Raw genomic sequence first — 14,390 nt, 5'->3', positions numbered from 1 at the left:
AAAGAGATACACAGTGATTATTCCAGCATTAGACGTATTACAAAATCAAATTGTACGTTTGTATCAAGGTAAATATGATACCGCACAGTTTTACCCCTTTGAACTTGGCGCTCGCCTAAAAGAATACGCTGACAGCGGCGCGGGTAAACTGCACCTAGTTGATTTAGAAGGCGCACGCGATCCAAGTAAAAAGCAGTGGCAACATATTCAAGCAGCCACAAAAGCACTGGATGTGCCCTACCAAGTGGGTGGCGGTATTCGTTCAGAGCAAGATGTTAGCGATTGGTTAAAAGCCGGTGCAAACCAAGTGGTTATTGGTTCAATGGCAGTTGAAAAGCGTGAACAGGTTAAAGCTTGGATTGAACAATTTGGCGCTGAGCACTTTGTGATTGCCCTTGATGTTAATAAAACAGAGTCCGGCTGGGCACCAGCAACCCATGGTTGGTTAAATGAATCTGAGTTTGGGCTATTTGAACTTATTGATTTTTATGTAGAGCTGGGCATTATTGATTTTTTATGCACGGACATCAGTAAGGACGGCACCATGACCGGCCCCTCTTTTGCGCTTTATGAAGATTTAATTAATCATAATGCAGATATTAAAGTACAAGCGTCGGGTGGGGTAAGTTCGTTGGATGATATTAAAAAGCTAAATGAACTTGGTGTTGGCGGCGTAATTTTAGGCAAGTCTTTATTAGATGGTGCTTTTAGCGTAGAAGACGCGCTTAAATTAAGCTAAAAATATAGCTCTAAAAAAGGCACAGGTGCGAGCGCATCTGTGCCTTTTTTGTATAAAACTATTAGTTTATTTATGCTTACCAGGTAACATAGAGCCTAATACGCCATCTTGCTTTATTAAACCATGATAAAGCGCAGCGCTTACATGCATAAAGATAAACAATAAAAATGCATAAGCAATTAAACCATGTGCTTCACGGAAAAAAGCATACGTTTCAATATCTTTACTTACTAGGCTAGGCAAAGTAAGTAAACCAAAAAAGCTCACATGACGGCCATCAGCGCTTTGCATTAACCAACCAGAAATCGGCATTAAAATCATAGATGCATATAAACCCACTTGGGTTAAATGCGCGGCTAATGCTTGAGCCTTAGGCACACTCGGTGGTAATGCAGGACTGGTGGTGACTACTTTATTGATTAATCTAATAGCAACTAACACCAACGCTAAAATACCAAATGACTTATGCAGCGCAATGGCCTCTATTTGCCAAACCGCTAAACTTTCTACCATCGACAAACCAAGAAATAACATAGAAAGTATGATTAACGCCATCGCCCAGTGAATAAGCATACTCGACGCTGAGTATTTATTAATTGTTTTCATTCGATATTTCCTGTTATTAATTATTTAAAAGTACTTCTTTAGCACGACGACGAAATGACTCAGCATAAGCCGCGCCACGGGCACGTAATATAGGATCGGCGCTTGGCTCTATCCCTGTAGGAAGTACCAAGGGATCAAAGTTCATATCAGCACACACGCCTCCTTCTTGCGCCTGAAGGCTTGAGATAACAAACGTACCGGCATTTATGGTTTTACGTGATTGAGGCCATAAAATAGTTGGGTTGTTTTCATCATCTTCAGCGGTTGCAAAGCTAAACAGCATGTCGAATTTAACAGGGGCTTGAGCAACTTGATCTTTAAGTTGTAGCTGCAATGCATCGGCTGAATCATTATTAAGTGGTTGAATGTTTTCATCGCTTAATTGTGGTTTAGCTATCCAACGTACGGCGTGCTTTTCATTATTTTCATCAACCAAATAAAAGGCATTAATACTATGGTATTGCTCAGTGGCAAAACTGCTAGTTGGTTTATAACTTGCTTTCCAGTTATTAAATGCGGCACTTTCAGGGTGTGCGGCAAAAAAGGCTTTAATTTTTTCAGGACTGCGTTTTTTAGTTACCGGATCAGGGGATAGCGCTTGTAACTGTTTAAAGAACGCATCTGGCGTCGCTACAGCCATAACTGGAGGCGTGTTCATTGCTACGCGCCATTCTTGGTTATCATCGGTAGTTATAGAAAACGCTAAACTACGCACCGGTGCTTTTAAATCAGGTGCGGTTGGATTATTGCCCGCAATAGAAAAACGGCCAATAAAAGGAGTGGCGCCTAAATCAAATACCTTGGCTTGCGAATATTTAGCAAGCTCACCGGTAGACTCAAACGACCCTGCTAAACAAATACCTTTAGCGTGAGCACGACGAAACCCCGCATGGGCTTGCTCACCTTGTTGTAAATTAACAAAACGCTGCGCAGTAACCGCATCGCTGTTAAAAGCGCCGGTAAAATATAAAATCGTCAGTGCAAATAAAGTGATTATTGCAATTAAGGTGATTTTTTTACTCATGGTAGGATTAGACCTCGTATGAATATTTTCATGATGATTATGTTTGGAATTTTTCATAGTTTTAATTACGTCTTTAAATTAATGGCTAACCATTACTGAGATATACTTTAGATCGGATAGCTTTTATTTAGTTATACCGACACGACACTCACAAGACCGACCCCAAGCAATTAATATTTCAATTCAATTAATAAAAACCGCACTTTAAGTATTTTAAATTCCAAAAATATAATCTTTATGAGCTGCGCTTTAAAAAAGCCGATTGTTAATTATACTAATGTTGATACAAAGCAAGCATTGGGGTGCTGATTTATTACGTTCTACAAAATCACACAAATTAAAACAAAACCGTACAGCAATAATAAACTGTTGAAATTAAAATATTATTTATTACTCACTCGTTATCTACTGCTTTTTTCAAGTAGTAAGTAGTTATAGCTTAATAAACAGCATTACAGGTAAATTCGAAAATAAACACATTTACGCATTTTATAATTTTGAACCACACAAAAATGCCAACGATTAACACCGCACTTTTTATTTAAGGTAAGCAAGATGATCAATAAACCATGTTTTACTAAATTTAATTTTATTAGTATTGCGCTACTGTTGTTGTTAGCCGGTTGTTCAGATAGCGAAGTCAGCACTCAAAAGCAAAACAAGCCACGCCCTGTTAAGTTAATAACCATTGATGATGGCTCTCAATCAAAAACACTCACCTATCCTGCCACTATAGATACAATAAACAGCTCAAAACTGGCCTTTCAGGTCAGTGGTAAACTTGAAAAGCTCAACGTAATTGCTGCGCAAAATGTAAAAAAAGGAGACGTAATAGCCGCATTAGAGCAACGAAACTTTGTTAATGAGGTTAAGTCGAGCAAAATACAGTTTGAAACGGCCAACAATGATTATCAACGTGGTTTAAAGCTTGCAAAAGACGGTGTTATTTCACAGCGAGATATAGAGCAACTAAAATCTAAAAAAGAAGTGGCCGAATCACAGTATGACTCAGCGCAAAAGGCATTATCTGACAGTAAAATCATAGCGCCTTACGATGCCATTGTTGCAGAAGTTCCGGTAAAGCAGCTTGAAAACATCAGTGCTGGGCAACATGTAGTTACCCTATTTGGTAAAGGTGAAATGGAAGCGGTTGTAAATATTCCCGCGTCTATTGTGGCCACGGTAGATTCTAAACAAAACAATGTAGCGACTGTTATTTTACAAGATGTATCGGCTGCGCCTATCCCTGCCACATTTAGACGTGCGAATTTAGAAGCCGACTCAGCCAGTCAAACCTATGAAGTACGCTTTTCGTTTGCTGTACCCAATAACCTTAATATATTACCTGGCATGAATGCCAGCCTAAAAATAGAACGTCAAACAAGTTCAAACGCAACACGACTGGCTGTCCCTACCTTTGCTATTTTTGAAGAAAACGGCCAGCATTTCGTATGGACTGTTGACCAACAAACAATGCAAGTATCAAAAACACTCGTTGCTATTGAGCAAGGTATTGGCGAACAACTGATTATTACTGAGGGCTTAAAAGCAGGTGATGTGATTGTAGGTGCAGGTGCAAACTATGTGACTGAGGGTATGAAAGTACGTCCTTGGACTAAAGCATAGGAGCGCAATCATGGATTTAGCAAAGTGGACAATAAATAATAAATTAATTAGCACTATACTCATCATTTTAACGCTTGGCTTTGGTTTTTCGTCATACAAAAACATGGCTCGGTTTGAAGACCCCGAATTTATAATTCGCACCGCGCAAGTATTTGTTTCTTATTCAGGCGCGAGCCCGCTTGAGGTTGCTAAAGAAGTAACCGAGCCGCTTGAGCGTGCCATTCAAGAGTTACAAGAAGTCGATACTATATCGTCGACCTCATCTACAGGGTTATCTGAAATTAAAGTAGAAATTAAATCAGAATTTTCGCCAACCAAATCTGAGCTACAAGTTATTTGGACTAAACTCAGAAACAAAATTAACGATACTCGCCCAACACTTCCTCCTGGTACAGGGACCCCCAAAGTGTTTGATGATTATGGCGATGTATATGGCTTAAGTTATTTAATTACTGCCGAAGGTTACTCCCCCGATGAACTGCATGCCTATGCTAAAACGCTACAAAGTGACATTTTACAAGTAGACGGTGTAGCGAAAGTTGCCATGACGGGCGTACAACAAGAGGGGATATTTGTAGAAATTGCTCGAGAAGAGTTAGCCTCTTTAGGTGTATCTATCAATAACATTTACGGTATTTTGGATGAACAAAACGCCGTATTGAGTGCAGGTAATACCCAAATTGGCGATCAACGTATTTTTATTGATCCCACCGGCGAATTAAACTCCGTTGATACCATTAAAAACCTACTGGTAAGTGCCAGCGCTAAAGGTAAAACAATTTACCTAAAAGATATTGCCAATGTATACCGCGGTTTTCAAAGCCCAGCAACCAAGTTAGTGCGCTACAACTCTAAGCCTGCCATATCACTGGGGGTTGCCAGTGTATTAGGCGCTAATGTGGTAAAAGTGTTTGACCGCGTTGATGATAAAGTAAAGCAAACTGAAAACCTCAGACCGCTTGGCATCAGCGTGCATGAGTTTTACCACCAAGGAAAAGTGGTACAAGACTCAGTCGATAACTTTGTGGTTAATGTATTAGTGGCGCTGGTGATTGTCATGGTCACGCTACTGCTATTTATGGGGTTACGCTCTGGGGTTATTATTGGTGCCGTGTTACTGCTAACTATTTTTGCAACCCTTGCTACCATGGACTTTAGCGGTATACCCATGCACCGTATTTCCTTAGGTGCGCTTATTATTGCCCTCGGTATGATGGTTGATAATGCGATTGTGGTGACAGAAGGAATTTTAGTAGGTACACAACAAGGGCGTAAAAAGTTAGACATTGCCAGTGAAGTTGTAAAACAAACTAAATGGCCACTACTTGGCGGTACATTAGTCGGCATTGTTGCCTTTGCACCTATTGGCCTCGCACCGGGCGATACAGCTGAATTTACCGGCCATTTATTTTGGGTTATTTTAATCTCTTTGTTATACAGCTGGTTATTTGCCATTACCCTAACTCCCCTGTTTTGTTATTGCTTGTTTAAAGAACAAGATGGCGATACCTCCGGTTCAGCAAAACCTAATAAGCTCATGGCGTTGTATCAATCGGTTGTGGTGTCGGCACTTCATCATCGCTGGTTAACGGTTACTGTTGTGGTTGCCATGTTTAGTGTGTCTATGTGGGGTTTTCAATTTGTAAAATCAGGGTTTTTCCCAGCTTCCACCACGCCGCAAATGGTGGTTGATTTTTGGTTACCACAAGGCACCGATATTGAAAAAACCAAAAAAGACATGCTCAAACTTGAAGCGTTTGTAAAACAACAAAACGGCGTTGAAGGCATACAAACTCTTATTGGCGGTGGCGGATTACGTTACATGCTTATTTATGGCAGCGAATCACCCAACAGTTCTTACGGGCAAATTTTAGCTAAAGTCGATGACTATAAAAAACTAGATCAACTCTTACCTAGGGTACAAAACTACATCGATAATAACTTTGTGGATGCGCAAGGCAAAGTATGGCGCTTTGTAATGGGCCCAGGTGGTGGCTCTAAAATAGAAGCCACATTTAAAGGCCCCGATCCGAGTGTATTAAGAGAGCTGGCAGCAAAAGCAAAAGCCATATTAATTGATGATGGCGGTGCGTTATCAATTAAAGACACCTGGCGACAACGCATTAGTGTTATTGAGCCACAGTACTCAGCCATTAATGCACAGCGCGCGGGTGTAACGCGCAAAGCTGTTGCTGAAGCACTGCAACAAAACTTTTCAGGGCAAGTGGTTGGGCAGTATCGTGAAGGCGAAGAGCTCATTCCTATTATCGTCAGAGCGCCACAAAAAGAACGCGTAGACATAAACGACATTGGTAACATTCAAGTGCAAAGCAATATCACCGGTGAAACACTGCCTCTTGCTCAAGTCACCAATGGCTTTAAAACCGTATGGCGCGACGGCATATTAAAACGTGAAGACCGTGAATGGACCATAAAAGCCCAAGCCGATCCACTGCCAGGTGAGCTTGCTTCTGAGTTATTTAATAGAGTAAAACCTAAAATAGACGCCATTGAACTACCACAAGGCTACCGCCTAGAATGGGATGGCGAATATGGTCAATCGAAAGAGTCTAACGAAATGCTGGCCTCAACTATTCCACTGGGTTTTTTAGCCATGGTACTCATTGTTATTGTGTTATTTAACGCATTAAAACAACCTATTATTATTTGGCTTGTGGTGCCATTAGCCTTAATTGGTGTTGTTTTTGGGCTGGTTACTACACAAATCCCATTAGAGTTTATGGGTATATTAGGATTACTGTCGCTCTCTGGTTTATTGATTAAAAATGCCATTGTATTAGTGGATCAGATGGATATGGAAATTCGCCAAGGAAAACCTGCTTATAATGCCATTATCGATTCGGCAAATAGTCGGGTAAGACCAGTAATGATGGGCACACTCACCACTGTACTAGGGGTTATTCCACTGTATTTTGATGCGTTTTTCCAATCGATGTCAGTGGTACTGGTGTTTGGGTTACTGTTTGCCACCCTACTGACTTTAATTGTGATCCCCGTACTCTACGCGATATTTATGAACGTAAAAACAGATGAACATATACATAGTTAATTGTTGATCACACTGAATCTTGGTCAAATGTTATGAACACTTTGATCAAGATTCACCCTACTTTAGTCAAAAATTACAGAATAAACGCACAACCATAATGGCAATAAACGCACTTTCTAATTATTATATTAATATCAAACAGCAGTATTTTTAAATTAACGATAACAATTCTACTGTCCGCCCCATATTAAATTTAGTCGCTTTTGTTATTCAATAATAATTGGCTCGGAAACTTTATATGCCATTACAACGCTTACTTATTCTTTTTATATCACTGGCGTTAAGTGAAGCCACTATTATGATGTTATTGGCATCATTTGTTACGAAATATACAGGCATCTGGTTTTCTGTAATATTAGATGCCAGCCTTATCTCATTCATTGCTATTATTACTATTCACTACTTATTTAATGATAGTGACTTTGTAAAAAACCAACAATCGAGAACCGAATTCCTAACATTTAAAATAGCTATGATCGTTTTTACGATTGAGGCTTTAGTTATGTTTGCCTTTAATTTTGACGAATTTGTTTTACAGCAATGGCAAGTCATAGCAATTGATAGCTTAATACTCAGTAGTCTGAGTGTGCCTATAATTTACTTTTCCATTATTAAACCTGCCTTCTTGCCCTTACAAGAGCAAAATTCGCAAAAGCTAAACACAACCATATTTACTAGCCTACTGACCTATTTTTGCTCTGCAATTATTTTATATATTGCCTTGTATATGTTTTACGAAAACCAAATACAAACGCGTATAGGTTCTGTTATTCAAAAAGAGAAAAATGAGTTAAAACAAGCTAAATATTCGTTTTTACAACAACTTAATCATGCATCTCGTGATCTGTTAATTCTTAAAAATAATCACCACTTTAAGGAACAGCGTTTTTTTAGTAATGAAAACAAAACACTATTAGAACATGACTATTTTAATTTTATCACCATAAAAAATTATTACACCCAAATAAGAATTCTTAGCTTAAAAGGCCAAGAGTTAATAAGGGTGCAAAGAGAAAATAACAGTACCGTTATCGTACCTCCAGACAAGCTTCAAGATAAAAGCGATCGATACTACTATAAACGCGGGATAAAGCTCAGCCCTGATGATATTTTTATATCTCCATTAGATTTAAATATTGAAAATGGTCAAATTGAAAGGCCATTAAAACCAATGATCCGTTTAGGCTCAGTGCTAGTTGACAAAAACAATGAAAAGATTGGCTTACTTATAATAAATCTCGGAGGTGTGCATTTACTTAGTCAATTAGAAAATATTTCTAAAAGCTCACTAGGTGACATTATGCTCTTTAATGAAGAAAGTTACTGGTTATTTGGTGATGTACAAAAACAATGGGCTTTTATGTTTGCCAATAAACCCCAGCAACGTTTTCAAGATATCCATCCAGATATATGGCAAGCGATGGAAACTAAAACAAATGGGATCATTGAAAAGGATAACAACATTTATATTTTTGAACACATGACCTTACTAGATCAAGTACCAACACTTGATAATCAGAGAAATAGCAACGGGAAATGGCCCAAATGGAAGTTAGTAAATAAGGTCCCTCTATCACTGATTGAAAACGAATTTAGTAGTTTAAAAAAATTGATTGTTTTGCTCTATCTAGGTGTAATGTTATTAATGATATTTGTTATTTACACCTTTGCTAATCACACTATCGCCAGACGAGAATACGAGGCCAAAGTAGAAAGTTATGCGTTTGTAGATAGCTTAACAGGACTTTATAACCGTAGGATATTTTTAGATAAGCTTGATAAAGAACTAAATAAAGCCCAGTTCAATGAGTCACCATTAGTCCTCATGTATTTAGATTTAGATTACTTCAAGCCAATAAATGATGAGTTAGGCCATGGTGCAGGCGATGAAGCACTTAAAGAAGTTGCAACGCGCATAAAAAGCTGTTTACGTAAGCACGATATTATTGCTCGAATAGGTGGAGATGAATTTGCAGCAATTTTGCCACAGTTAAATGATAAAGACGTGATCTCTGAGATAGCACAAAGAATCATTACAAATATTAGCAAACCATTTATTTTATTTGACCAAAAACGCACGCTCGGAATAAGTATAGGAATTACCATCACAAACGGACAAGCTCATACTAGCTTAGAAGTAAAAACACACGCAGACCAAGCACTTTACGAGGCTAAAAATTCTGGTCGAAACTGCTATCGGTTTTCTAAAGAAACACGCTAATTTTTAGTATTTTATGTATTTAGTCTACGGTTTCAAGATTGCGCGTTTTTCCGGAATGAATTATCACTTTTAGTTCTAGCTTTTACCATTAACATAGCGCAAGTTTTATTATATAGTGGAGCCAAGAATTCATTGCATAGTAATGCATTTAGATTCATTCATTAAATTAACTATTCATTTTTATTAAAAATATAACATATCAAGTGCAGTCTATGTGTCTTCTAATGAGTTATACCAATAACAAACGTAATAATAACCATATTACAATTCAGAATTTTAAAAACGAGGTAAGCGCATGTTATCAAAACGCATAATTCCTTGTTTAGACGTAAAAGACGGCCAAGTCGTTAAAGGCGTTAAATTTAAGGGCCATGAGGTAGTCGGCGATGTTTTAACACTTGCTAAAGCCTACAGTGAAGCCGGTGCCGACGAACTGGTATTTTACGAGATCAGTGCAAGCGTTGAAAAACGATTACTCGATGTAAATTGGGTAGAAAATATTGCCCGCCATATCGATATTCCATTTTGTGTAGCGGGTGGCATTAAATCGGTAGCCGATGCAGCGCGCGTACTTGAACGCGGCGCTGACAAAATCAGCATTAATAGCCCTGCCATTGCTCGTCCTGAGCTTATAAAAGAGTTACACGATGAGTTTGGCAAGCAGTGTGTGGTTGTCGGTATTGATAGCTTTTACGATGAAACAACCGGTGAATACTTAGTGTATCAGCTTACAGGCGATCCTAATGCCTCAAGCCGTACTCGTTATAAAACCCAAGAGTGGGTTCAGCGGGTACAAGACTTAGGCGCTGGCGAAATTGTTTTAAACTGTATGAACCAAGATGGCGTTCGTAATGGTTACGACAACGAGCAACTAAGCAAAATACGCGAGCTATGCGACATTCCTTTAATCGCCTCAGGGGGCGCAGGCACAATGCAAGATTTTGTTGATGTATTTAAACAAAGCAAAGTAGATGGTGCACTCGCAGCCAGCGTTTTTCATAAAAACGTGATTAACATTGGCGAACTAAAACAATTTTTAATAGATAACCAAGTGGCAGCCAGATTATGCTAGTAACGCAAGAAAACCTAACTCAAGTTGATTTCGCTAAAAGCGAGATGATCCCTGCCATTGTTCAAGATGCACGCTCTGGCGTTATTTTAATGCAAGGTTTTATGAATAGCGAAGCGCTTGCTGTTACGCTTGAAAGTAATAAGGTGACTTTTTATTCGCGTTCTAAATCGCGTTTATGGACCAAAGGCGAGTCATCAGAAAACTACTTAAACGTGGTCTCTGTGCATACAGATTGCGACTACGATTCAATTTTAGTATTGGCAAACCCAGAAGGGCCAACGTGCCATTTAGGCACGCAAAGCTGTTTTGGCGATGCTGCAAAACCAAGCTTAAGCTTTTTAGCGCAACTTGAAGATGTGATTGTTGCACGTAAAAACGACGATCCAGCTAAAAGCTACACCGCGTCTTTATTTGCTGAAGACTTAAGCCGCAGCTGCCAAAAAGTAGGTGAAGAAGGCGTTGAAGTGGCGCTTGCGGCAATGAAACACGACAACAATGAGCTTACTAACGAATCGGCTGACTTGTTGTATCACTTAACTGTGTTACTACAGCGTCAAGGCTTAGAGCTCACCGATGTAGTTGCTTGCCTACAAGGGCGTCATAAGTAAAACAGCCTGTTACTGTGTGCGCCATTTTGTGGCGCACACAGTATGTTAAAACCATAAATTCACTTTAAATTACACCTTGCGAATAGCATTTACTCCCTCCCTTAGGTATTCTTTAACTAGGGTCTGTTGACCTTTGCGGATTAAAATTTGTTCAAACTAGGGGCGGTTTAATCGCGGCGCGAGGTTTGCAACCTAGTGGGCTAAGTCAAAACCGAGCAACAAAGAGTAAATCGCCCCTAGGCAGAACCCGAAGGGCAGCGCCTGTTTGGCATTGATGCTGCGTTATCACCTATTTATGGGGAATAACCACACTACATAGGCTCTGCCTTGCCTAAATACCAAACAGACTGCTGCAAATTCAACCTTGAAAGGTCAATAGACCCTAATGTTCAAGGAATAGCTATTACAAAAGGATAGCGCATTATGAAAACCTATATATCGCTGGTATTAACTGGCCTAATTTTATCTGGCTGTAGCAGTTTAACCACTGAGCAAAAAGCTAAACTAGATAACCTAACCCCCTGCGAAAAAATGGATGGGCTGATTGCCGCCTATGACAATCGCTTTGCAGCGTTAAAAGACACCAAAGTAAAAACACCTTATTTAGATGTGTGGAGCGCAAAGTACAACGTATTTGGCAATAACTGCCAAGTAACCAGCTTTAACAATCAAACCGTGACCTATCGCTGTCAAGAAAACTACAAAGACCAACAACAAGCCGTTGCCATGCATAAACAAGCCGTTGAGCTCACTCGCCAATGTTTAACAAAAAATAGCAACTGGTTAGAAACACAAAAAGAGTCGGAAACCTCTCTGCGCACCACCTTTGTACTTGATGATAAATCACCGGTTATTTCTGTTTATACCAGCAAAACCTTATCAAAAATTAAAACCTGGTCGACCTCGTTAGAAGTAGGAAAGCCTGTCGCCACTAAATAATAACGAGAGAATGTATGCGCCAAACACCCAGTAAACAATCCACTCATTTAAAAACAGACTGTATCGGTGAATGTTATAGAATGAATGGCTACTGTACTGGGTGCGGGCGCACAAGTGACGAAATATTCGACTGGATTATTTTAACCGATGAGCAAAAGCAAGCTATATTGGCCTCCCCTCGTGAAGATGCCAAAAAAGACTAGCTTAAATTTATAACCATTAAGGCGCATTACGTTGTGATGGGTCGCGTTTAAAATCTTTAATTAATTGCTTAGGGTCTAACGCTTCACGTTGTTTGCTAGCACCTTCTGCCCACCAAATTAATTGATTAAAGGTGCGCGAAAAATAGCTATCCCATGATGTTTGCTCTGCCGCATTATTTGCGTCACCACTTTCAATAAACACGTCTTGCGCTTTTGGTACATGGATCATTGCTGATACCGGCAAACAGCCCAGTTCACTTAAAAAGCTGCGCATACCAACAGCAGCGCGCACGCCGCCCCACTGCCCTGCAGAATAGGTAACAATTGCGCTGGGTTTATAGCCAAATAAAGAACTACCAAAGTGGTTTAGCAAATTAGCGAGTGCCGGACTCATCGAATGATTATATTCAGGGCTCACCATAACAAAGCCATCGCTGGCTTTAATTTTTGCTGCTAAATCATCAAGTTGTTTAGGTACCTCAGCCTGCGTATAGGCAAAGTGCGGTTTAAACACAGGGTCTAAATCATAATCGAGCGGATCAATAAGCTCTATTTCGTGTTCAGAGTAGTGCTCAAGCAAACAACGCTCACATGCTTTTGCTACTCTCTCCCCTAAACGCGCAGGCTTAGGTGGGCTACTTTTTCTAACCGAACCGAGAAAAATTAAAAATTTCATGTATCTGCACTCCTTTTTGATTACAAAAATAAATACCTCAAAAAAGTTTGAGGTATTTACCGTACGATTTAGGCCTTATCAAGCGCTTGGCTTACATCGGCAATAATATCGTCAATGTTTTCAATACCCACCGATAAACGAATTAAATCGCGGCTAACGCCCGCATTGGCCAGTTCTTCATCATTTAATTGGCGGTGCGTAGTAGATGCTGGATGACACGCCAGCGATTTAGCATCGCCAATATTAACCAAACGTAAAATCATATTGAGGGCATCAATAAAGCGCGTACCGGCTTCAAGGCCACCGGCAATGCCAAAACTTAAAATACCTGACGCTTTACCATTGGTAATTTTTTGGCTCATTTCGTTATATGGGCTTGATTTTAATCCCGCGTAATTAACCCACAGCACCTTAGGGTGGCTCTCTAGGTATTCAGCAATTTTTTGCGCGTTTTCGCAGTGGCGATCCATTCTTAGCCCTAACGTTTCAAGGCCAATTAAAATATCAGAGGCGTTTTTAGGCGCAAGCGCCGCACCGGTATTTCTAAGTGGTACAACGCGACAACGACCTATAAACGCCGCCTCAGCAAACGCATCGGTATACACTACATTATGGTACGACGGATCAGGCTCATTCATCATCGCAAAACGGGTGGCATTGGCTTTCCAGTCAAACTTGCCCGAATCAACAATCATGCCGCCAATAGCGGTTCCATGGCCGTTAATGTATTTAGTGAGTGAGTGCACCACAATGTCGGCACCTAACTCAAATGGACGACACAGATACGGCGTAGCCACGGTGTTATCTACAATTAAAGGCACCCCTTTACTGTGGGCAATTTTCGCAAGGCGAGCAATATCAACAATATTCCCAGCAGGGTTACCAATTGACTCGCAAAAAACCGCACGGGTGTTTTCATCAATCGCGTTTTCAAAGCCGTCGAAATCATCGGCTTTAATCATCCGTGCTTCAATACCTTGGCGCGGCAAGCTGTGAGCAAATAAGTTATAAGTACCGCCATACACTTGGCTGGTGCTTACAATATTAGTGCCCACCTCACATAAACATTGAATTGCATAAGTAATTGCTGCCATACCCGAGGCCACAGCCAGCGCACCAATGCCGCCTTCCATCGCGGCAATACGCTGCTCAAGTACCGCATTGGTCGGGTTCATAATGCGGGTATAAATATTGCCCGGCACTTTTAAATCAAATAAATCAGCACCATGCTGAGTATTATCAAAAGTGTACGAAGAGGTGTTATAAATCGGCACCGCCGCCGACTTAGTGGTGGCTTCAGATTCATAACCATGGTGCAACGCTAAAGACTCAAGTTTCATAATTTATTCCTTCAATATAGTTACATCTAACGTAGCATTTAATGGTTACAAAGTGCACATGAAATATACTAAAGAATATTGAAAGAAATAGATTTATCGCTGTATCTAGCTAAGTGTTCAAACTACTGTCGCTCATATATTCAAGAAAATGAGCGCTGAGCGCACTTTCTTCTTTCTTATTATATTTAGTAGCAAGAAAAAATTTTAGCTGGCAATGAGTTAAGTTATTTGTTAAAAAAGTAATTAATAAATATATTAGCGTGACG

At 39.9% G+C, this 14,390-nt stretch carries 12 protein-coding genes; 8 read left to right on the top strand and 4 right to left on the bottom strand.

All coding sequences use genetic code 11. The annotated features are described in order from the left end of the window. The first annotated feature begins 13 nt into the window (after nucleotides 1-13). The gene (locus tag BM380_RS14280) at nucleotides 14-739 is read left to right on the top strand and encodes a 1-(5-phosphoribosyl)-5-[(5-phosphoribosylamino)methylideneamino] imidazole-4-carboxamide isomerase (RefSeq protein ID WP_028834570.1); all 726 of its coding nucleotides are present in this window, start codon (nucleotides 14-16) and stop codon (nucleotides 737-739) included. Between the two features lie 66 nt (nucleotides 740-805). Here the strand turns inward: BM380_RS14280 and BM380_RS14275 are convergent, their stop codons facing one another. Then, nucleotides 806-1,345, bottom strand: coding sequence for a cytochrome b (locus BM380_RS14275; RefSeq protein WP_090494919.1), 540 nt, complete (start codon nucleotides 1,343-1,345; stop codon nucleotides 806-808). A 16-nt stretch (nucleotides 1,346-1,361) separates the two neighbouring features. Further along, nucleotides 1,362-2,369 carry a catalase family peroxidase gene (locus tag BM380_RS14270; RefSeq protein ID WP_090494917.1) on the bottom strand — a complete coding sequence of 336 codons (1,008 nt, stop codon included), beginning with the start codon at nucleotides 2,367-2,369 and terminating at the stop codon, nucleotides 1,362-1,364. Between the two features lie 555 nt (nucleotides 2,370-2,924). Here BM380_RS14270 and BM380_RS14265 point away from each other — a divergent pair. The 7 genes from BM380_RS14265 (at nucleotide 2,925) to BM380_RS14235 (ending at nucleotide 12,108) form a co-directional block, all read left to right on the top strand. Then, on the top strand, nucleotides 2,925-3,995 hold the full coding sequence (locus BM380_RS14265; protein WP_028834567.1) for an efflux RND transporter periplasmic adaptor subunit: 1,071 nt from the start codon (nucleotides 2,925-2,927) through the stop codon (nucleotides 3,993-3,995). Between the two features lie 10 nt (nucleotides 3,996-4,005). After that, nucleotides 4,006-7,065, top strand: a complete 3,060-nt coding sequence (locus tag BM380_RS14260; RefSeq protein WP_090494916.1) for an efflux RND transporter permease subunit — start codon at nucleotides 4,006-4,008, stop codon at nucleotides 7,063-7,065. A gap of 298 nt (nucleotides 7,066-7,363) precedes the next feature. Then, nucleotides 7,364-9,286, top strand: a complete 1,923-nt coding sequence (locus BM380_RS14255; RefSeq protein WP_254772074.1) for a GGDEF domain-containing protein — start codon at nucleotides 7,364-7,366, stop codon at nucleotides 9,284-9,286. Between the two features lie 295 nt (nucleotides 9,287-9,581). After that, the gene (gene hisF, locus BM380_RS14250) at nucleotides 9,582-10,358 is read left to right on the top strand and encodes an imidazole glycerol phosphate synthase subunit HisF (protein WP_033103129.1); all 777 of its coding nucleotides are present in this window, start codon (nucleotides 9,582-9,584) and stop codon (nucleotides 10,356-10,358) included. Further along, entirely contained in the window at nucleotides 10,352-10,966 is a 615-nt protein-coding gene (gene hisIE / locus BM380_RS14245; RefSeq protein ID WP_090494913.1) for a bifunctional phosphoribosyl-AMP cyclohydrolase/phosphoribosyl-ATP diphosphatase HisIE, read from the top strand. Before hisF ends, hisIE begins: the two co-directional genes overlap by 7 nt. Before the next feature lie 423 nt (nucleotides 10,967-11,389). Next, nucleotides 11,390-11,905, top strand: a complete 516-nt coding sequence (locus BM380_RS14240) for a hypothetical protein (RefSeq protein ID WP_090494910.1) — start codon at nucleotides 11,390-11,392, stop codon at nucleotides 11,903-11,905. Between the two features lie 14 nt (nucleotides 11,906-11,919). Next, the gene (locus tag BM380_RS14235; protein WP_075170194.1) at nucleotides 11,920-12,108 is read left to right on the top strand and encodes a DUF1289 domain-containing protein; all 189 of its coding nucleotides are present in this window, start codon (nucleotides 11,920-11,922) and stop codon (nucleotides 12,106-12,108) included. Between the two features lie 16 nt (nucleotides 12,109-12,124). Here BM380_RS14235 and BM380_RS14230 read toward each other — a convergent pair whose 3' ends face one another. Both BM380_RS14230 and BM380_RS14225 read right to left on the bottom strand, forming a co-directional pair. Beyond that, nucleotides 12,125-12,784: an NADPH-dependent FMN reductase gene (locus BM380_RS14230; protein ID WP_090494909.1), complete on the bottom strand. Its 660-nt coding sequence runs from the start codon at nucleotides 12,782-12,784 to the stop codon at nucleotides 12,125-12,127. 68 nt (nucleotides 12,785-12,852) lie between these two features. Then, nucleotides 12,853-14,124 (bottom strand): O-acetylhomoserine aminocarboxypropyltransferase/cysteine synthase family protein, encoded by a 1,272-nt coding sequence (locus BM380_RS14225; protein WP_008112587.1) that lies wholly within the window; start codon nucleotides 14,122-14,124, stop codon nucleotides 12,853-12,855. Nucleotides 14,125-14,390 lie beyond the last annotated feature (266 nt).

This window comes from Pseudoalteromonas sp. DSM 26666 (assembly GCF_900116475.1).
Lineage (GTDB): Bacteria > Pseudomonadota > Gammaproteobacteria > Enterobacterales > Alteromonadaceae > Pseudoalteromonas > Pseudoalteromonas tetraodonis.
This window is presented reverse-complemented; position numbering and strand designations above follow the sequence as displayed.